The sequence below is a fragment of the Bradyrhizobium erythrophlei genome, assembly GCF_900129425.1.
Lineage (GTDB): Bacteria > Pseudomonadota > Alphaproteobacteria > Rhizobiales > Xanthobacteraceae > Bradyrhizobium > Bradyrhizobium erythrophlei_C.
The window spans coordinates 2,824,789-2,842,538 of record NZ_LT670817.1; the positions used below are offsets into that span (position 1 = coordinate 2,824,789).

At 57.4% G+C, this 17,750-nt stretch carries 19 protein-coding genes; 10 read left to right on the forward strand and 9 right to left on the reverse strand.

The window, feature by feature from the left end:
• Positions 1-111 precede the first annotated feature (111 nt).
• From B5527_RS13120 to B5527_RS13145, 6 genes are all read left to right on the forward strand, one after another.
• The gene (locus B5527_RS13120; protein ID WP_079601667.1) at positions 112-1,386 is read left to right on the forward strand and encodes an AAA family ATPase; all 1,275 of its coding nucleotides are present in this window, start codon (positions 112-114) and stop codon (positions 1,384-1,386) included.
• 329 nt (positions 1,387-1,715) lie between these two features.
• Positions 1,716-2,243, forward strand: a complete 528-nt coding sequence (locus tag B5527_RS13125) for a hypothetical protein (RefSeq protein WP_079601668.1) — start codon at positions 1,716-1,718, stop codon at positions 2,241-2,243.
• Positions 2,240-2,626, forward strand: coding sequence for a hypothetical protein (locus tag B5527_RS13130; protein WP_079601669.1), 387 nt, complete (start codon positions 2,240-2,242; stop codon positions 2,624-2,626). The genes B5527_RS13125 and B5527_RS13130 overlap by 4 nt, the downstream gene beginning before the upstream one ends.
• A 55-nt stretch (positions 2,627-2,681) precedes the next feature.
• The gene (locus B5527_RS13135) at positions 2,682-2,891 is read left to right on the forward strand and encodes a hypothetical protein (RefSeq protein ID WP_079601670.1); all 210 of its coding nucleotides are present in this window, start codon (positions 2,682-2,684) and stop codon (positions 2,889-2,891) included.
• The gene (locus B5527_RS13140; RefSeq protein ID WP_079601671.1) at positions 2,888-3,433 is read left to right on the forward strand and encodes a hypothetical protein; all 546 of its coding nucleotides are present in this window, start codon (positions 2,888-2,890) and stop codon (positions 3,431-3,433) included. The genes B5527_RS13135 and B5527_RS13140 overlap by 4 nt, the downstream gene beginning before the upstream one ends.
• A 589-nt stretch (positions 3,434-4,022) precedes the next feature.
• Positions 4,023-4,751 (forward strand): hypothetical protein, encoded by a 729-nt coding sequence (locus B5527_RS13145; protein ID WP_079601672.1) that lies wholly within the window; start codon positions 4,023-4,025, stop codon positions 4,749-4,751.
• Between the two features lie 201 nt (positions 4,752-4,952).
• Here the strand turns inward: B5527_RS13145 and B5527_RS13150 are convergent, their stop codons facing one another.
• Complete coding sequence (locus B5527_RS13150) at positions 4,953-5,516, reverse strand: hypothetical protein (protein WP_079601673.1); 564 nt, start codon at positions 5,514-5,516, stop codon at positions 4,953-4,955.
• A gap of 55 nt (positions 5,517-5,571) precedes the next feature.
• Here B5527_RS13150 and B5527_RS13155 point away from each other — a divergent pair, with 55 nt between their 5' ends.
• A complete protein-coding gene (locus B5527_RS13155) occupies positions 5,572-6,630 on the forward strand; it encodes a hypothetical protein (RefSeq protein WP_079601674.1) in 1,059 nt (352 codons plus the stop codon).
• A 189-nt stretch (positions 6,631-6,819) separates the two neighbouring features.
• Positions 6,820-7,272, forward strand: coding sequence for a helix-turn-helix domain-containing protein (locus tag B5527_RS13160; RefSeq protein WP_079601675.1), 453 nt, complete (start codon positions 6,820-6,822; stop codon positions 7,270-7,272).
• Between the two features lie 27 nt (positions 7,273-7,299).
• On the opposite strand, the gene B5527_RS43785 is transcribed toward B5527_RS13160, so the two are convergent.
• Complete coding sequence (locus tag B5527_RS43785) at positions 7,300-7,443, reverse strand: hypothetical protein (RefSeq protein ID WP_154072199.1); 144 nt, start codon at positions 7,441-7,443, stop codon at positions 7,300-7,302.
• Between the two features lie 5 nt (positions 7,444-7,448).
• On the reverse strand, positions 7,449-7,652 hold the full coding sequence (locus tag B5527_RS13165; RefSeq protein WP_079601676.1) for a hypothetical protein: 204 nt from the start codon (positions 7,650-7,652) through the stop codon (positions 7,449-7,451).
• 1,342 nt (positions 7,653-8,994) lie between these two features.
• Here B5527_RS13165 and B5527_RS43790 point away from each other — a divergent pair.
• Positions 8,995-9,171 carry a hypothetical protein gene (locus tag B5527_RS43790; RefSeq protein WP_154072200.1) on the forward strand — a complete coding sequence of 59 codons (177 nt, stop codon included), beginning with the start codon at positions 8,995-8,997 and terminating at the stop codon, positions 9,169-9,171.
• A 96-nt stretch (positions 9,172-9,267) separates the two neighbouring features.
• On the forward strand, positions 9,268-9,912 hold the full coding sequence (locus B5527_RS13185; protein WP_079601679.1) for a hypothetical protein: 645 nt from the start codon (positions 9,268-9,270) through the stop codon (positions 9,910-9,912).
• Positions 9,913-10,431: 519 nt separating this feature from the next.
• Here B5527_RS13185 and B5527_RS13190 read toward each other — a convergent pair.
• From B5527_RS13190 to B5527_RS13205, 6 genes are all read right to left on the reverse strand, one after another.
• Positions 10,432-11,103: a recombinase family protein gene (locus B5527_RS13190; protein WP_079601680.1), complete on the reverse strand. Its 672-nt coding sequence runs from the start codon at positions 11,101-11,103 to the stop codon at positions 10,432-10,434.
• 12 nt (positions 11,104-11,115) lie between these two features.
• Positions 11,116-11,424, reverse strand: a complete 309-nt coding sequence (locus tag B5527_RS43795; RefSeq protein WP_154072201.1) for a hypothetical protein — start codon at positions 11,422-11,424, stop codon at positions 11,116-11,118.
• Between the two features lie 813 nt (positions 11,425-12,237).
• Complete coding sequence (locus B5527_RS13195; protein ID WP_079601681.1) at positions 12,238-14,886, reverse strand: VapE domain-containing protein; 2,649 nt, start codon at positions 14,884-14,886, stop codon at positions 12,238-12,240.
• A 636-nt stretch (positions 14,887-15,522) separates the two neighbouring features.
• On the reverse strand, positions 15,523-15,786 hold the full coding sequence (locus B5527_RS43800) for a hypothetical protein (RefSeq protein ID WP_154072202.1): 264 nt from the start codon (positions 15,784-15,786) through the stop codon (positions 15,523-15,525).
• Positions 15,783-15,911: a hypothetical protein gene (locus tag B5527_RS47095; protein WP_276329330.1), complete on the reverse strand. Its 129-nt coding sequence runs from the start codon at positions 15,909-15,911 to the stop codon at positions 15,783-15,785. The genes B5527_RS43800 and B5527_RS47095 overlap by 4 nt, the downstream gene beginning before the upstream one ends.
• Positions 15,912-16,428: 517 nt before the next feature.
• A complete protein-coding gene (locus tag B5527_RS13205) occupies positions 16,429-17,658 on the reverse strand; it encodes a tyrosine-type recombinase/integrase (RefSeq protein WP_172842553.1) in 1,230 nt (409 codons plus the stop codon).
• Positions 17,659-17,750 lie beyond the last annotated feature (92 nt).

Genomic DNA, 17,750 nt, shown 5'->3' on the forward strand with positions numbered 1-17,750 from the left:
GGGTAATGCGCGGAGCTGGCCAGCACCGGTATCGACCGCAACATCCGGCTTAACAACGCGGCGCTAAGTCTTGGCCGGTTCGTCAAGTCCGGCGAGCTGGCCGAGGCGGAAGTGATCGACGCGCTGGTTGAGGCATCGATCTCCAACGGCTACGATCAGGAACACGGGCGCAGCGCTACGCTGGCCACCATCGCATCAGGTATGGGCGCTGCCGTCGCGCGGAAAATCGACAAGGCGGCGCCGGGGCCTGACCAGTCGGCGCAAAGCTCCCAATCATTCGAGGTGTTCTGGCACGGCATCGCCTACGACCGCGCCGCGCGCCCGTGGCTGGTCAAGACGCTGATCCCGGCGCAAGGCGCGGGCCTGTTATCCGGCCAATGGGGCACCGCCAAGACGTTCGTGGCGCTTGATCTCGCTGGCGCTGCAATGACGAAAGGGCTGTTCGCCGGGCGCGAGATCGACCGGCAGGGCGGCGTGCTGTTCATTGCAGCCGAAGGCGCGGGCGAGGTTTCGATTCGGCTTGAGGCCATGGCCAGCGGTTACCAGACCGCCGACACCGACGCGTTGCCATTCGCGTGGATCGAGGACACGCCGGATATCAAGAACGATGCGAGCTACAGGACACTGACCGAGATCGCCGTCAGCGTTGGAGTACAGATCAGGGAGAAGTTCAGCGTCGATCTCGTCCTGATTATCGTCGATACCATGTCGGCGGCGGCAAACTGGAAAGATCACAACGACGCCGCCGAGGGCCAGCTTGTCATGAACCGGCTCAATGAACTAGGGCGCGCCACTGGCGCGTTCGTGCTGGCGGTCGATCACTTCGGCAAGGACGCTTCCACCGGCACGCGCGGCACCAGCGCCAAGGAAGCGTCGGCGGATGTCGTGCTGGCCACGCTGGCGGATCGCGATCTCAACGGCACCTTGAGCAAGACCCGGATGGCCGTGCGCAAGTTGCGCGGCGGCAAGACCGGCGAGGAGTTTCCGTTCGACCTCAACGTCGTCCCGGCTGGCTTCGGCGAAACCACCTGCACCATCGGCTGGCGAGCTGTACAGGAAGCCAGCGACAGCGGCGCGACCAGTGAGAAGGTCCGCTGGCCAAAGGCGCTGAGGGTGTTCCGCACCTCTATGCAGGCCATGGTCGTCGAACATGGCAAGTCGATCACGCCATACGGCGGTGAGGGGCCGACCGTGATGGCCGTGGCGCTCGATGTCGTCCGAACCGAGTTCATCAAGGCGTACCCGGTCGGCGACGGCGACGCGCGCGAACAGAAAGCGGCCAAGCGGACTGCCTTCAACCGAGCGATCAAAGACGCGCGTGCGATGGAACTGATCATCTCCCGCGAGATCGTCGGCGTCGATCTGCTCTGGTTTGCCAAGGAATGAGGCCGCGAACGGTGCGAACTATTCGAACTATAATTCGCACAATTCGCACCTCAAGTGCGAACGATGCGAACGGGGGTGTAGAATACACCCGTTCGTTCGCACTTAGAGGCGTTCGCATGGCCAGCATGATCTCAGGGCAAATAGTTCATACCACCATCGGGACAGATTGGCAGCCTTAACAGATACCCTCATTTGGCAGGGTCCTAGGAAGGCCCCCCGGCAATCGAGGGTAGCGCCCGCCCGTGTTGGATCGGCTGGGTACGAAAATTTTCAAGGGCAATAAGAGGACGTTTCTTCCAACGCATCAACAAGCACAGGGATTTTCTAGAATGAGTACCGCAGTCCAAGCCGCCGAACACGTTTTCATCTCTATCTCGCGATTCCGCGATCTGGTCGCCATCGGCACCATCACGCGGGCGTCACCAAACGGCTACAAGCTCGCAAGGGTCCGCGAGGAATATTGCAAAAACGCACAAGCGGTAATGCAGGGGCGAGAAGCGGATGGCCCTGGCGGCCTGACGGAACAGCGCACGAGAATAGCTGCTGCGACCGCCCTCAAACTCGAAGCCGCGAATAAACTCGCGAGTGGTGAGACGGTCCCGATCACGAGTGCAACGGTCATCTATGGCGCGATTACATCGACGATCAAGGAGACCCTGCTGGGGCTGGCTGGAAAGATCGCCGACGGTCTGAGGCCGCACACGTCAAAGGATCGTTCTGAAATCTGGTCAATTGTGGATCGGGAGGTTCGTCAAACTCTGACGGTCCTGGGGTTGCCTCAAACATACGTGGACGCGCTCGTTAAAACGCAGGTGCCACCGGCATCGCCAATCCAACCGGATGAGGAAGTGTCATGACGGCGGAGATACAAATCGATGCCGTCGATCCACCGCTCACATCGGCACCCGTCGAATTTCCGCCCGACACGTCGCCCGATCTCTCCGTGCCGGTGGTCACCGAGTCGGTGATAATCGCCGAAATGCGTGAGACCATCGAGCGGCTAAAGGCAAAGGTCGCCCGGTACGAGGACCCGTTGGCCGAGCGGTTTGAACGTCTAAAAAACGCCGTGTTGGACTCAGGCGTCGCGCGCCAGACGCTGATGAATTGGGTGCGTGATAAGCTGGTAAACCATTATTACGACGGCCCTGATGAGGACCACCTCACGCTTTGGATCGACGTAATCCACGCCCGAGCTTTGCGTTTCGCCTTTGCTCCGACCATGGGCCGAAATGGGCCGTGAGTTTGAAGCAATCCCGCCTCACCGATGTTACATCACAATAACAGGAGACAGACATATGGCACTTTTCCGCTCAAACGATCCCGTCGCTCAGGCCGAGGCCGAGCGCGGCAAGTTGGTGCAACTGGCAACCGACGCTGAAAACACTTTCACCGCTGCCACCGACAAATCAAATACCTTGGCGCTCGACGGTGCCGACGATACTGTGATGAAAATTGCCGCGCTCGCTGTGCCGGCGACATCCAGCGCGATCTCGATTCGGTTTTGAAGCGCCTCGCAGCATTCGCCGAGTGGGCGCAGCCGTTTGTACCGGAAGCGGAAGGCGTGCTGAATTACACCATCGCCAGTCGATCACAGATTCCCGAGGCGCTCACGCTACTCCAAAAACTTATTGGCTATCATGCGCAATCTGTGATGGCTGGCACCGCACCGCCATCGTTGAAACGGGTGGCAGCTCCGTTCGTGGAACCGGTCAAAACGGTGCCAGTCCTCACCACCGTTTTCGCGATCAAGTCGATCAAGTGGACTGTTGACGGCAACGCGAGGATCACGCAACGCTTTAAAGATGTCCAAATGCCGCCGGCATTCGCAAAGGCCGCACTCGATAACAATGTAGCCGTGAGGCTCGACGATCCCCGCTGTAAGGATCGTAATTCGGTCGGCGGAAATCCTGAGCCGCTTCACGCTTTCGATTTGAACCAAGCGATGAGCGACAAGAGCGCGGGGCCACGGTTGGTTGAACCTATCCGTGCATCAACTCCGCAATTTGTTGAAACCATCGGACCACCCAAGAGAGTGAGCATGTCATGACAGCAATCATTGGCCCGCGTGGCTGGCGACAGGATCAAGTGCTTCACCGGTTTGACAGCTCGACCGCGCTCACACCACTCTCACACGATGCGACGGCTCGATCTGTTGACACCGTCTTGAGCGTTGGCAGTCCCGTTCAACGAGTTTACGGCGTCGAGAGATTACGTATCACGCCGGAAAGCGTCGATCTCAACCGCGTTCGGAATGGATCGGCACCACTGCTCGATTCTCATCAAGGTACTTCGATCAAAACGTCTTGCCGCGCACGAAATCGGCCACGCGCTGGTCACGCGCGCACTGGGCGATAGCTGCTGGTCGGTGAGCATTATCCCCGCCGAAGGTTATGAGGGCCGCTGCGTTCGATCAGGTCCGCCGTCCGATCTCACGTTGAGCGAAAACGGTATGGACAAGACGGAGGAAATTTTGACGGTTTGCGAACGTCTCGAAAGGCTCACACCAGAACTCGGATCAGCCCGCAGCGAATCCAGCGAATATTATATTCGGTCGCAAAACAACGTCATCGCGCTTGTCGCGGGCGAATGCGCGGAAACACTCCTGCACCCTGATCTGCCATCGCTCGGCGCAAATCATGACCACACCGAGGCCGACGGCATTTGCCCGTGTTGCCCTTGCTGCGCAACCTGCTGTCAAAGCACTGGTCGAATATTGCCGGGCCGAAGCAACGGCGATCCTGACGGCAAACCGCGACATGGTCGAGGCGCTGGTGAACTCTTTACGACCACACCGACCCGCGAACCCCCGTCAGACCGGCTTTGCAGCGGCCTTAACGCGCATCCAACTAGTCGGTGGTTTCGAGTGCGCTGACATAGCTTCGGCCGTGATCGGCCATTGCCAAATGATACCGCAGGCATTTATGCTCGCGGTGATTGAGGTTGAAAGCATGAGTGATTTAGACGATATTAAGTTGCAGGAGGAGAATGCGCTTTCGTTGCGGGTGCGCACCCTATGTCAGCTTTATGGGGGAAGTGCCGAAAATGTTGGTTCGGGCGAGTTCGCTGCGGACGAAGAAATGGGTCAATACGAGGTAACGCGGTATGAAAAGGGCCGCAAGGAGGCACTGGCGATAGCCATAAAGCTGACAGACGAATTCTATCGGGATGCTGCTCTACACGCAGCTCTCGACTATTGCATGAAGGCAAAGGACCTGCAATTTGCGACCATCATTGCCAAAGCAATTACAGTGGACATGATTCAAGAGCAGATTGTCGAAGAACATGGAGAGTATTTTGTATTGAACGAACGAGACGGACGGCTACACCCCACCGCTGCCGCCGCGTTGGGACCTCTCCTAAAATAGCAAAATGCACGCCCATTGCTGAACGTGCATCTACTACAGGGCTTTGAAAACTACGCTGCTGCGACAACCTTCTTCGTAGAGTCGTCGGTTATCCGCCGCCAACCGGACACGTCTTGGCGCACATTCATACCTAGCGTTTTCTAACAGATTGCGCCGAGTTGATTTGCGGTCGGCCTGACCAAGTTAGTGAGACTGTCGTCATCAGACATCTTTGATCCGCCATTTGCCATGATATTGGTGGGGACCTCGCCAGCCTTTTGTCAGCAGTCGTTGCATCCGAGAAAAATATGCATTGATTAGTCGGACGTATCCGTCCCACAAGCCGGGAGACAAAATCTCCTCATCGAACGACGTGTGGACGGACAAGCCGCAAGGGTACCTTGCCCAAGATTCAATGCCGTCTTCGAATTTTTTCAGAACCCAGATATATTTTGTCTTATAAGGGATCAGCGAAGCTTTTTCTTGCAAGGCGGTCAACGAATGGGATTTGAGGTCTTTCGCAAGTGCACCGTTCGAGACCCATTGCGGGTTCTCAAAAACGAGAAATGATTTGATCGCATTTTCCAGTGCAAAGCCTCCGATGAGGAAAATCGACTTGTTGGTGCCGTCCCACGTTTTACTTACGCCATGCCTATCTAGGCGAGAGTAAGTAAGCCTTCCACGGCGGCCGTATAGATGCTGGGCCTGTTCGTGCAGATTGTCTGCTGTAACGAGCCACGAATAGGGGTTCGCCATATCGACAAATTTTGTATTAACGTCGTCCACTCGACCGTCTCCTCTAGACAACCAATCACGCAAATAGAACAGGCGGAACGCCCTGATGTGGAAAAAGATAGATGATGGCTCGATAATCGATCCGAGCGGTAAAATCATTTACTTTAGTACCGAACGTTTTGTGGATGATATTTGCTTAGGCGACTGTTGCTTCGTCTGCGGGGCAAAGCCGGGCGAGAAGGAATTTAACAACGAGCATATTTTGCCGCAATGGCTACTTCGTCGCTATGATCTATTTGCCCAAACGATCACTCTCCCGAACGGCGAAAACGTTCGGTACGACCGATATACGATCCCTTGCTGCTCTGACTGCAACTCGTTTATGGGGACGCACATCGAGAATCCGGTGAGCGAGGTCGTGCAGGGCGGAGCCGAGGCGATCACCGACTTCATTACGAAGGGCGGCGGGCTAACAATATTCGTCTGGATGGCGCTTATTTTTTTAAAGACGCATCTGAAAGATCGCCTGCTTAGGGTTCATCTGGATGCTCGCAAGGGGGATGACCTGATCGCCGATAGGTACGACTGGGAGATGCTGCACCACATTCATTGCTTAGTGCGCGCTCCATACGTTGGATGTTCGGTGGAGATTGAAGCTATCGGATCAGTGTTGGCTGTTCCGGTGCGTGCTCAGGCGTCACCCGATATGCGCTTCGATTTTGGCGACCTATATTTAGCGCAAACAATGATGATACGACTTGGTGAGACCGCCATTGTAGCCGTGTTCAACGACTCCGGCGGAGCAATGAGCTATCTTTTTAAAAACCTTTTGGAGAAGATCACGGCGCCGCTGTCGGAGGTGCAATTGCGCGAAATCATGGTTGAATTCGCCTATCTAAATCTGCGCCTGACGGAACGGCCCACGTTCCACACCGAGTGCGATGGTTTGAGGGAGACTTGTCGGATCATTGGGCGCAGGCCAAAGCTCGGCCTATTAGATTTGGACAGAAGCGTTCGGGGTAAATTGATGTCCTCTGCGCTTGGGCACGTGCTGCCGCTTGTTAGCGTAGAGGGGCTGACGCCCGAGGAGGTATTGTCGAGCATTCAAGCCGGGAATTTCACATTTCTCTTCGACAATGATGGCGTGTTCGCTGCGGCTAAGTAAGGCGGGCGAGGCTGGCGCGTGCGAACCAACGCCACTGAAAAGTTCTTCGCATAGGCACACCGCATTCTTGGATCGAGCTTGCATCCCGACCTCTATTATCCCCTATTGTCTCACAGGTTGAAATCCGTGCAATATGCGCGTTCGTTTGGGGAATCAACCAGTAGTTAAGGGACGTGAGAAGCCAAGACCATGGCAAGGAAAACCACACTGAGCGTTATCAGCAACGGCAAAAAGAAACCGAACGACGGCCTCAAAAATCCACGGTCGAGCGGCAAGTACGACATTGAACTCGGCAAGCGCATTCGGCTGCGCCGGGTCGAGATTGATATCTCGCAATCGGGGCTTGCCGACAAGCTCGGCGTCACCTTCCAACAGGTGCAGAAATACGAGAAAGGCGTCAACCGGGTTGGCGCTTCTCGCTTGCAGCAGATCGCCACGGCGCTCGATGTCCCTGTGACGTTTTTCTTTGACGATGACGGTCTGGGAAAACGCGCAAGCGATGGCAAGCGCGAGGTCGAGAGCTTGCTGTTTGTGGACAGCGCTTTCAGCCTGCGGCTATTGCGGGCCTATGCCTCGATGAAAAACCAAACAGTGCAACGCCAGTTTGTGTCGCTGATAGAAAGCATCGCAGCCAAAGAATGATTCCGCAGCTTGCCCCGGGGCCGGGAGTCAGCCCATCGCGGCCTGCCATCCTTCGGCATCGTGTTCGCCCTTGGGCAGTTTGGTGATGTAGAGCGCGGCGTCGCGGAGCGTGACCAGAGGCTTGCCCTTCGGCAGCTCTATCGGATCGAAAAACTTTTGATCCCACGACACGGGTTCTAAATGTGCATCAGCTCGCGGGCAATTGCCGCCGCGCTCGCCGGAGTCAGCGGATCGGATTGGCTCTCAAACCTTTCTGAAACGCGGGCAACGATGTCATTCTCGGCGTCGCGGATCGCCGCCTCGATCACAGCAGCGTGACTTCGCAACGTCAGCTTTTGGAGCTGTGCAAAGAGCAGCTTGGCCCGTTCTTTTGGTGTCATGCCGTCCCCATGACCGGTTTCATTTTTCGAGAAAATCCCTTAGCCGCGCCAGCTCGATGACGTGGTCCGCCGACAATATCGCGCTAACCAGATCAGACTGCGGCGCGGTGTGGATTTCGTACAAATGATGCTGGGATTCGGTTGCGACATAAACCGTTCGATGCACTCGTCGAGAGTGCCGTCCATGATCATGTAGGGACGCGCGCCGAGGGCGGCGCTCACGCGCTCCTTGTTGACTGATGGCCATTTTCTGAGGGTTGCGGGGGCACTGAAATCAATTCGGGTATCGGACATGCTTAACCGGGTCACCTTTTCTTACATACGTCAATAGAAGCGCAGAACGTGGTGTTGGGCAAACGCTCGGCCGCAGCCAAGGTGGCGGCTTAGATCGCCGTGGCCGCCATCACCGTGGCAGCGGGATTTCGCGGCCATGGGCGGGGGGCGCTTAGGGTGATCTCGGTCCGAACGTCAAAGCGCCGGTTCGGAATCATTATTAACGGTTGCTCTATATCGTGCAGGTCGTCGCGGAACTCTTTCGCGTACCGCGACCATTGGTGATGCATGCAAGCTATCGAGATTACCGATCCGATAGAGGCCAGACGTTGTCGCTACGCTCAATACCGGGGCCAGAAGGCGACTGTGATGTTGAAGGGATTGCCGGTGACGGGGATGGTCCGTTCGGTAATGGAAGTTAAGTCAAGCAAACCCACGCGCTGGACCGTCACGGTGGTGCCTAAGCAGGGCATCGCGGCGTAGCCACCGCGAGTCTCATTGCGATACGCCGGACTCGTCGGCGTCATAGAACCGGATGCGCAGTGACCGGGTGTGCGCCTCGCAAACTCGACGGCCTTTGCGATCTGTGCCTGCTTCACGCGTGCATCGATACGGCGGCAAGTCACCATCGTATTGCGGCAAGGTCATTGCCTCGCACCTGCCGTTGAGCGTGTCGGCTAGGCCAGTGTCGGCGCTGATTTTGAATGGTGGTGTCATGTAGGTTAGCGCTTTGGCGGGCTGAAGGTTCCCGGTCAAGGGCGTAGCCAGTGCGAATCGCCAGAAATGACACCGCCAGCCGGTCGCCCATGGGCTGGCCCGAAGCCGGTGGCACATGTAGCCGGGTGGTGGGTCAGTTTGATTGTGGCAGAGTTCCGGGGTGGAAAACGGATGGCGAGGGAGCATAGCCTCGGCAAAAAGGCGGAACATTGTTCGCATTCTATGCCGCCAACCAATTCGTTAAGCATCGGCCCCAGTGCGCCACCAAGACGGAATGGCGCGACGGGATTCCGCGCACAGGTTTGGAGTCTCGTCAAGAAAAGTGCATGCTTGATAAGCATGGGGCTGCAAAATGGAGTTATTGAAATTTATCGGCGCCTTGGTCGCTCTTTTCGGCTTTCTGTACCTCGTTGCAGCCGCAGGTAACGACAACGCGGGGCGTCATCAGAACAATTTCGGCTGCGCTGTAATCATGTTCGCGGGGTTTCTAATTGTTCTGCTCTTAAAAATTCTAGGCAGTTTGTTTTGAACTTCCCATTGACCAGCCATCTGCCTTCGCCTGGCGTGTTAATAGCGAAGCTGTCTTTTGTACGGCTCCGCGCGGCGGTGAATTGGAGGAACTGAAATGCTCACGCTTTGGGACTTCCTAGCTCTTGCACTGATTGCGCTGCTCGTCGTCGCGGCCATCACACACGCCATCAGACAGGCCGGTAAGAAACCCACGCCATCGAAAGATGTAACCCTCGACGCCATGATGGCCCGCGTGGCCGCGACCGGATGGCACTTCGCCTTAGAGGGTAACGGCTACCGCATTTGGCACGTGAACGACTTCGCCGGCATCAAGCGCGAGCTCGTCGCCGGCACGGACTACAACTACGTGGCGGTCTATCTTCACGCGCTCGGTTGCCTGAATCGCGATGAAACATTTGCTGGCTGCAAGCCGCGTTACATCCCGGTAGATGCACATGATGATTTCGGCAAGCCCAGGGACCGCCTGGTGCACCGCGCCGAATGGCTATACCGCCGAGGCGCGCTGACTGACTTTGATATACGGCGCGTTGTTATTGACGTGCTCGTGCGCGACGAAGTGGACCACCCCGCATTTCACGCGCTGCTTCCGTTGGCTCGCGCTCTCCGGCCGCGCGGTCGGCGAAGCCGAGATGGCTGGACTGGTTGCCGCTCTCGACCCGCAGAGACTAACCTAACTGGTCAACCTCACTGCGCGCTATCCCGTTTCAGAACGCAATGCAATCTACCGTCGATCCGCTAATGTTGGTGCTTCAAACCAAATTCGACCAAGCGACGAATCGCTTTGGACAGGCGCGGCTTGTCCGGCTGCTTGGCGGCCCAAGCTTCAATTGCTGCCCGAACTCAGGTGATGCCCGAAATGCGAGGAGGGGCTTTTGGCCAGTGGCTGGACGCCCCCCTTTTTTTTAAACAATTAATGCCCGCTTCATTACATCATGTAGCATGGTTCGGCGATTGCCGAAGCTAGGCGATCAACGGGGACGATGTGATTGGAGCGGTGGCGTGTCCTTCGCGAATGCAGAAGACCGACGCCCATCGCATACTCGGCTTGAATCCGAATTCCCTAACTCGGAATGCGGCCGAGCAATTAGGAACAGGATCGCCACCAATTGGACCCGCATTTTGTCCGCATTTGATGCCAATAAGTCTTTAAATTCAGCGCGGTCGGGCAATTTTTCGGGCGAAAAAGAGAGGTCCGTTTTTTCGCGTCCCTCGCGCGCGAGAGGAAATTTTTTGCGAAATGATGCCACTGGTCGGATTATCAGATCCGCTCCAGTACGCGCCGCACCTGTACCGCCGACCACGTACCGCTACCGCGCGCCGTTGGAATGCCTTGTGCATTAAGCCCGGCTGCGATGGCGCGCAGGCTTGTTGCGCCGGCCGCCTGCAAGGCCTTGATCGTTGGTCCGATATCTGCGGCCCGGGCGTCGGCACGCTGCTGCAGCGCCACCGTAGACAGCGCGCGCATCTTCGCTGTTGGCTTCACGCCACGATTGCCGCCAAGCTTTGTGCCGCGCGCCTTGGCGGCGGCAAGGGCTGCCTTAGTGCGTCCGCTGATCATGCGGCGCTCTTCCTCCGCCACCATCGCCATAATTCCGACGGTGAGCCGGTTTGCGTTCGGCATATCGGCCGCAAGGAAGTCGACGCCGGCCTTATCCAATCCCAGCAAGAAGTGCGCATCGCGCGATAGGCGATCCAGCTTGGCGATGACGAGCTTCGCTCCATGAAGCCTGCAGGCTGCCAAGGCAGCTTCGAGCTGCGGCCGGTCGGCTCGCTTGCCGCTTTCAACCTCGACGAATTCCTTGATCAGCTTCCACTGACCGCCGTTGAGGAAGTCGGCGACGGATGTCCGCTGTGCTTCGAGGCCGAGGCCGCTCTTGCCCTGGCGATCAGTGCTTACCCTGAGGTACGAAATCCACTTGCCATCTGCCATTGCCGCCTCGTGTTACGTATCAGTCAACCTTCGTTGAGACGTTTGTAACACCAGCGGCGGGATGTCAAGCGCGCGCTCTTCAGTGAAATCGAGAGAAATGGAGCGCGAATATCCGTCTTGGAGCGACAAGGGCCGGCTTGAGCCAAGATGCGTGTTGGCGCTGCGGCGTTGCGGTGATGTCGTCGAATGCGCATTTTTTCTGCCGCATCCGTTTAACCGAGGCGCTTTACTGTCATCGACCCAGCCCGAAACTATCGTCAGCCGCTCGACCTCGTGGCGGCCGTCCGCGTGCGCTTCCTGCTCACTGGCGACCGATTCCATCGAAGATTGGAGAGGCACTCCGCCACGTCGGATGTCCCAACGATAGCGCCCCGCGTGGATTGTGCAGGGCCGGATTACAAGGTCATAGGTGCCGGGGCGTGATGTGTCATATCCACACAGGGCAGGGTCCCGACGGCGTTCCTACGGGCTGCCAGGCCCGTCACGCTACCAACGAGGGCGTGAGGCGAACCTGGCATCGCCCGCGACACCCGACCCATCGCTTGAGTTAAGCCGAATGACAACTGGATTGGATCCGGGCTTGCAACTCCGGCTATCATTGGGGATGCCTGTGTCCTGGCCTTCGGGACGCGTCGCTCGTCAATTGGTTTGGAATCTATACGCCCAAAATATAAATCCAAATCGGCGGTGCGACCCATCTTACGCGGGACAAAAAAACTGAAGGAAAAATTTCTGCCCTGTGCGCCCGGCGGTGGGATGGCGTAGCGTGCGTGAGGCGGTGGCTACCTCCCGAAATTGGTGGATCCGACCACTGGACAGGCCCAACATCGGCCGATCCGCCCCAAAGCCCGACCGCCACGCCGGAACGGCCAACCTGGTCATCTAGCCGAGGAATCGGCTAACCTGGGCCAATTCAAGAAACCGCTGGGAGAGTGGGATGCTGCTAACTTGGTCAACCTGGTCAACCTATTAGTACTAGACTCCCCCAACAGGGTGATGGGCGTATCCGTGGCACAGGCGCTCATCTCAGCACCCCCACGAACCTCCATCCGAGGTCAACCTTCTGGTTCGCCAAGTTGACCAGGGTTGACCACTCAAGGTGACGCCGCTGACCGCTATTATGGCATGCTTCGCCTAACCCGGATCGGCTGCTGGGATCCATCGAAAATAGCCCATGACGCGCTCGTCTCCGATGGTGACTTTCTTGTTGGAGGTGCGCTCCCAGCCCAACTGCTTCATCACGTTCGATAGACGCATGGACGTTGCCGTCGTCTGTTGTGCGATTGGAATATCCAGCACATATTCCAACAGGTCGGAACTGGCGACGCGCTCTTGGCCATCGATGGTGTGGATGATTTTGACGTCTTTCTCTCTCCACATTCCGTCCTTGAAGTATTTGTGGTCTGCGTAGGTCGGGATCTCGGCAAGCACGCTCTCCCATGGGTCCTTTACGCGCCGCTGTTCCTGTTCGATGCCGGCAGCGGCCCACATCGTCCTGTCGAGCACGACGCTCTCGCCCTTCGTCTGATACTTCGCGGCCTCTCCGATAAGCTGCAGTCGATCGCGTCGCAGCTTCTCGATATCGATCGCCTTCAAAACCTTTAGCGGCCAGAAACGTCGGTTGCCGGTTTGTGATTGCAGGTATTCGTCGGAGTTCGTGGTGCCAACCTCTATCGAGTGCCGCGGTTGTTTCGTAACGAAATGACCAAACGCCGGCCTTGCGATATCCGTCATCCGGCTTGCATACGCCTTGACGGTCTCGATCTCGGCCTTCTTCAAGCCTGCAAGGTCCGCGTTTTCGTGGATCCAAATCTCTGAGAGTTGCTCTTGCACTTCGCGGCTGGAGAGCCCGATGATCTTCTCGTCCGAATAATTCTCGTCGCCGGCTATAACGCGCCACGCCGTTGACTTGTTGAAGCCTTCCGGCGACTCCAGCACGGGGATCGTGTCGACCTTGCAACCGGGCTCCCGCGCCCGAGAAACTAGGGCAATCATGGTCTTGCGAATGAATGCGCGATTGAGCGGGGTGTCTTCGCAATTGAAGTAGTCGACGGCCATGCGGTCGAGCCGCTCGACGCCGTCCCATTCCGCTTCCGCTTTGTCGATCAGGTCGCACACCGGATTGAAACAATTTTCTAGTGCCAACGATTTGACCGCGTCGCGCGTCGCCTTATCCTCAAGGTCGAAACCAAAACGGTCAGACATCAATTGACGCAGGGCGATGATGCCGTGATCGCTGGCTTCGCCGACGATTGATTGCAGCTCATGCTTCACCGTATCGTCGCGATATCCAAACAACACCTTGTTGTGGAATGTGTCGAGGCTGCAAACAACGCCGAGCTCCGTGATCGCAAGCCGCGCATTGTGCATCGACGGCCTTGGTGAACCATCTTTGCGCCGTTCACGCCAGTCCGGTTCTCCTTCTCTCCGTCTGACTTGCTGTTGCGTCGGCTCGTGGGATCGCAAAATCATCCGCTCGACGGCACGACGCCTCTGAGCATCATCGGACAGCTTGGTTACATGCCGGTTGCAATCCAGATCGCACATGAGCGCCGCGGCGATTTGCTCGCTTGTGAACCTGCCATCGTTCTTCAAGATCGAGGCGAGAGCAAATCCGACCTCGCTCCAGGACTGGTACGGCTTTGCGACTACCAGACCGGCTTGCTCCAGGTCGAATTTCAGGTCTTGAAGGTTGCCACGGTGAGCGACAATCATCCTGCCCTTGGTGTTGAAATCTGGTGGCAGGTTGTCGATGCTCTTGAGCCACCCCGCGTGGTCTTCGACGTCAGACCAGTCGATATCTTTGGAGATGCTCTTGTCGCCGGATCCGTTAGCAATAGCGCCCGGCTTAAAGTCTCTGACAGCCTCTTGTATAGCTTCTGGTTCGACAAGATCCCCTGTCCAGGCAGTTTTGATTGCGACCAACTGGGGTACCGCCGAGCGTCCGCGCCCAAGTTTCTTTGCTGACGGCCAATTGAGCGTGCCAGCGATACGGAAAAGGCTCGAAGTATCCTTGGTTCTAGAATCTGCGCCCACGGCATCGCCGAGTGCAACCGCCAGCGGCTTTGCCTGTGCTTGGGAGAGCGGCCGGGCCAACGGGAACACCGGCTGATAGTTTCCCGCGGACGTCTCAATGACATATGGCGATGCCAACGGAAGACCATCCAGTCCGGTACCATCCTTGCCGGTGTCAGCATCAAGATCGCCGACGAAAGCCAAGGCGGCAACGACGTTCTCTTCGCTGCCCTTGCTCCAGTGCGGCATATCTTTTCGAAAAATAGCCCACGGTACGTACAGGTTGAGATCGGGATGGGTCGACCAGCCGATGACGGCGTTCACATGGTTCTCCACGTCACCGATGGCGAATTTTTCGGTGAATACGTTACCCTTCGCGTCGATCCGGGTAAGTGTGAGGACACCATCGACGTCCGCGGCCTTTGCCAGTGCATGCAGCATCTGGATATGGGATACGATCATGCCGTCGCTGGGTTGGGGGGCGACGCCGATAGCCCTGCAGACCTCATTGATCACCAAGTCGAGAAAAAACGGATCCGCAGAACGTTGCACCATCGATTTGATTGCGGTCTCGATAAGGGCATCTGCCTCGGCACTGATGCGGTTGAAGACCTCGTGGTCGTCATCATTCTCCAAGGCGGCTCGATGCACACCGCGGGCCTCAGCCACGATAGCCATGGCTCGGCCTTCCGCGGCGTAGACCTCGAACGGATCGAGGTTGTCCCGAATCTGATTGCAGTTTGAAGCTTCGCTCTCGATTGTGGTCATGTCGAATAGTGATCCTGTTCGCTGTTGCCTGGAAACGCCTGCTGCGTTTGCTGGACATTGTTCGAGGTGCCGGCACGCGCGTCGCGCTGCCGGATAGTGCAGGGCTGATTTTCGTTCAATTTTTCAATGCTCAATCACGTCAACGGCTGAAGTGCTGCCGCGCGTGGCTCACCGGGCGTTAACCCTTGGTGATCGCCGCCCGTAGGCGGTCTGGTCTTCGATTGTCACGGCAACGGTGCCCCGCCGCCTTCGACCAGATTTGTTAGAGATCAGAGCCGTGGCTCGGAACATGAAGCTGATATTGAACGACGCGCTATGAATTGCCAGGGGCGCATTCGAGGATGATTCGACGTATCCACCGGGAAATCCGCGCGTTGCGTTTTCGGGTGTCGGGGTAGCTGTCGCGGCGTACCGGGATGCTGGTGTCATCGGCGAAGGACGCCGGGCGTATCCGACGTTGATGCCAGTTCTTCATAAGATTTCCCTCTCTCATTTGATGGCGCGACAAGACATGCGGAAGCATTCGCGCAACACACGTCGACGCCGCGGATTTTGATTTCTAACGACCTCTAAGGGTACAGGGCGGAACCGGCCCGTAGGCCGATCGCAATAGTGATGTCGGATTCATCTGACAACCTAGTGAAGGCGGGCAGCACCGTCGCCGTAAGCGTCGCGCATTTTTTGCGCCTGCTCGAGGTTGCTACAATTGATAAAAGCCGTTCTGATTTCATCGGCCCGACCAGTCCGGACGATGCGCTTCAGCAGCTTTTCGCCCTTGACGATCAACAGACACTTGCCATGATCGTCGGCATACGGACTGTCCTCGTCAATCCACGAGGCAACTTCAACGTGAGCTTCCTTAATTAACGTAGCAAGTTCTTTTGGGGATTGTGCATTCATCGGATCACCCTCAGTCCGGCGATAACCGTCAGCACGGCGATCAAGTTAAGAATGTAGGGGGTAAAAAACTGCGCGATATGCGCGGCAAGCCTGCGCGAAACAAGCGACGATGTTGCGTTTGACATTTATGTTCTCCGGAACCGTCTCTGCGATTTTGTTCCTGACCAGGGAAATCGCAGGAGGCGGTCTATTTGCGTTCATGATCGGGGCACGCCCTGTAGGCGTACTAGGTCGGCATTTTGGGATTTGCTTTGCTTTCTGTTTGTTTTCCCCGCGCACTAGTCCGCGTGGGCGAGCACCGCGGCGTACCGCGGATGCTGATGGTGTCATCGGCGAAACACGCCGGGCTTATTCAAAAGCCACGGCTTCGCGCAGCAGGAATGATCTGCTGTTTGCGTTTCTGTGAATGATGGAGGATAAGCCGATGAACGACTTGAATGCTGAGGAGGAGTCGCTGAACGACTCGTCACTCGCTAAGCGAACACCTTACCCGATGTCTGCAAATCTGTCCAGCGCCGGCGCGAGCGCATCTCACGACAGCGGCCGGCTGTTGCGCGGGCGACACATACACACCGCAGAAGGCGTGGTGTCGTTTTACAGCGCGAAATCGCGCCGGGTTTCTTGGGTTGTATCAGGCGCTCGTTAGGCGATGAGCGGGAGGTTCGTCTGCTTTGTAGCGGGCGACTTCTCGCCGGACGTCTTCTTTGGCGGCAACACGTAATTCGCCCACGCCTCCAGCACCTCGATCCGGCGCTCCACCATCTCACCAGTCCAGTAGGATCGTTCGGACTCGTCGCCGATGCGATGCGACAGGCAATGCTCCAACACCTCGCGACGGAAGTTGTGCTCCCTGCTTTCACCGCCCCAGTTGCGGAACATGGTCCGACAGCCGTGCATCGTCGCCTTAAAGCCGGCGCGCTTGATACAATTGGTCAACGCATTCGGTCGGAACGGCTGGTGCTTATCGGCATGGTCGGATGGGAACACGTATCGGCCGACCTTTGGCATCGACTGGATGATGGCGATGGCCTGATCCGTCAGCGGCACCAGATGGGGCCGGGGCTCATTCCCGCCCTTGATCTTCATCTTCTCGGCCGGGCAGAGCCATTGCTTCTTTTCGAAGTCGATCTCGGTCCACTCCATCAACCGGATCTCCTGTGATCTGGCGACCGTAAGGATGCCCGTCTCGACGCAGCGCGCCACGGGAGCACCGTCATAGTGCAACGCATGCAGCAGCGCCGGTGCCTTTGCGTAGGGCACTGAGGCGTGACCCTTCTTCTTGTTCAGTTTGCGGGCCGACGGCAACACGAGCTTGAGGTTCCCGCGCCATGCAGCTGGGTTGTCTCCGACGCGATGCTTCTCCACCTTGGCGGCATCCATTAGTTTCTCGATGCGCTGGCGGGTTCGGTCGGCGGTGATCGGCTTCTTCCACCAGATTAACTTCAGGGCTTCGATGACGTGAGTGTTCTCGATCTCGTGAAGCCGCAGCTTGTGCAATGATGGCACGTCGGCGATAGCCCGCCGCCATTGCCGCGGTTCCTCCTTGGACATACCGACGCACCACCCCGGATACTTCTCCTCGGCATATTCCTTGAAGGTCTTGCTGCTCTTGGTCTCCGCCTGCTTCTTGTGGCGGGGATCGATGCCGTCCTTCTTGAGCGCCAGCTTGTATTCGCGGGCCTGGTCACGAGCCTTGGTCAGGCTGAGATCGTCCAGCTTGGCGAAGTCCATCGACGCGCGCTTACCGTCGGGGGCGGTGAACCGAAAAGCCCAGACGCGGTTCTGCTCGGTGCGGACGATCAGGTAGAGGCCGCCGCCATCGCGGTGGTCGCCGCATGGCAAGGATTTAAGTTGGTTGGGATTGAGTGGCATCCTAGACTCCGTCGCGGACGCCATGTCCGTGCCTGGAGATCTATTCCACCGTCACGGATACTTTGCAATTCAAAACCGGTTCCGTTTGTCGG

Excerpts from the sequence above, each read along its gene's own strand:
- B5527_RS13125 (WP_079601668.1), top strand. The coding sequence starts at position 1,716 with ATGAGTACCGCAGTCCAAGCCGCCGAACACGTTTTCATCTCTATCTCG.
- B5527_RS13130 (WP_079601669.1), top strand. The coding sequence starts at position 2,240 with ATGACGGCGGAGATACAAATCGATGCCGTCGATCCACCGCTCACATCG.
- B5527_RS13135 (WP_079601670.1), top strand. The coding sequence starts at position 2,682 with ATGGCACTTTTCCGCTCAAACGATCCCGTCGCTCAGGCCGAGGCCGAG.
- B5527_RS13145 (WP_079601672.1), top strand. The coding sequence starts at position 4,023 with ATGACCACACCGAGGCCGACGGCATTTGCCCGTGTTGCCCTTGCTGCG.
- B5527_RS13155 (WP_079601674.1), top strand. The coding sequence starts at position 5,572 with ATGTGGAAAAAGATAGATGATGGCTCGATAATCGATCCGAGCGGTAAA.
- B5527_RS13160 (WP_079601675.1), top strand. The coding sequence starts at position 6,820 with ATGGCAAGGAAAACCACACTGAGCGTTATCAGCAACGGCAAAAAGAAA.
- B5527_RS13165 (WP_079601676.1), bottom strand. The coding sequence starts at position 7,652 with ATGACACCAAAAGAACGGGCCAAGCTGCTCTTTGCACAGCTCCAAAAG.
- B5527_RS43790 (WP_154072200.1), top strand. The coding sequence starts at position 8,995 with ATGGAGTTATTGAAATTTATCGGCGCCTTGGTCGCTCTTTTCGGCTTT.
- B5527_RS13185 (WP_079601679.1), top strand. The coding sequence starts at position 9,268 with ATGCTCACGCTTTGGGACTTCCTAGCTCTTGCACTGATTGCGCTGCTC.
- B5527_RS13190 (WP_079601680.1), bottom strand. The coding sequence starts at position 11,103 with ATGGCAGATGGCAAGTGGATTTCGTACCTCAGGGTAAGCACTGATCGC.
- B5527_RS43795 (WP_154072201.1), bottom strand. The coding sequence starts at position 11,424 with ATGGAATCGGTCGCCAGTGAGCAGGAAGCGCACGCGGACGGCCGCCAC.
- B5527_RS13195 (WP_079601681.1), bottom strand. The coding sequence starts at position 14,886 with ATGACCACAATCGAGAGCGAAGCTTCAAACTGCAATCAGATTCGGGAC.
- B5527_RS43800 (WP_154072202.1), bottom strand. The coding sequence starts at position 15,786 with ATGAATGCACAATCCCCAAAAGAACTTGCTACGTTAATTAAGGAAGCT.
- B5527_RS47095 (WP_276329330.1), bottom strand. The coding sequence starts at position 15,911 with ATGTCAAACGCAACATCGTCGCTTGTTTCGCGCAGGCTTGCCGCGCAT.
- B5527_RS13205 (WP_172842553.1), bottom strand. The coding sequence starts at position 17,658 with ATGCCACTCAATCCCAACCAACTTAAATCCTTGCCATGCGGCGACCAC.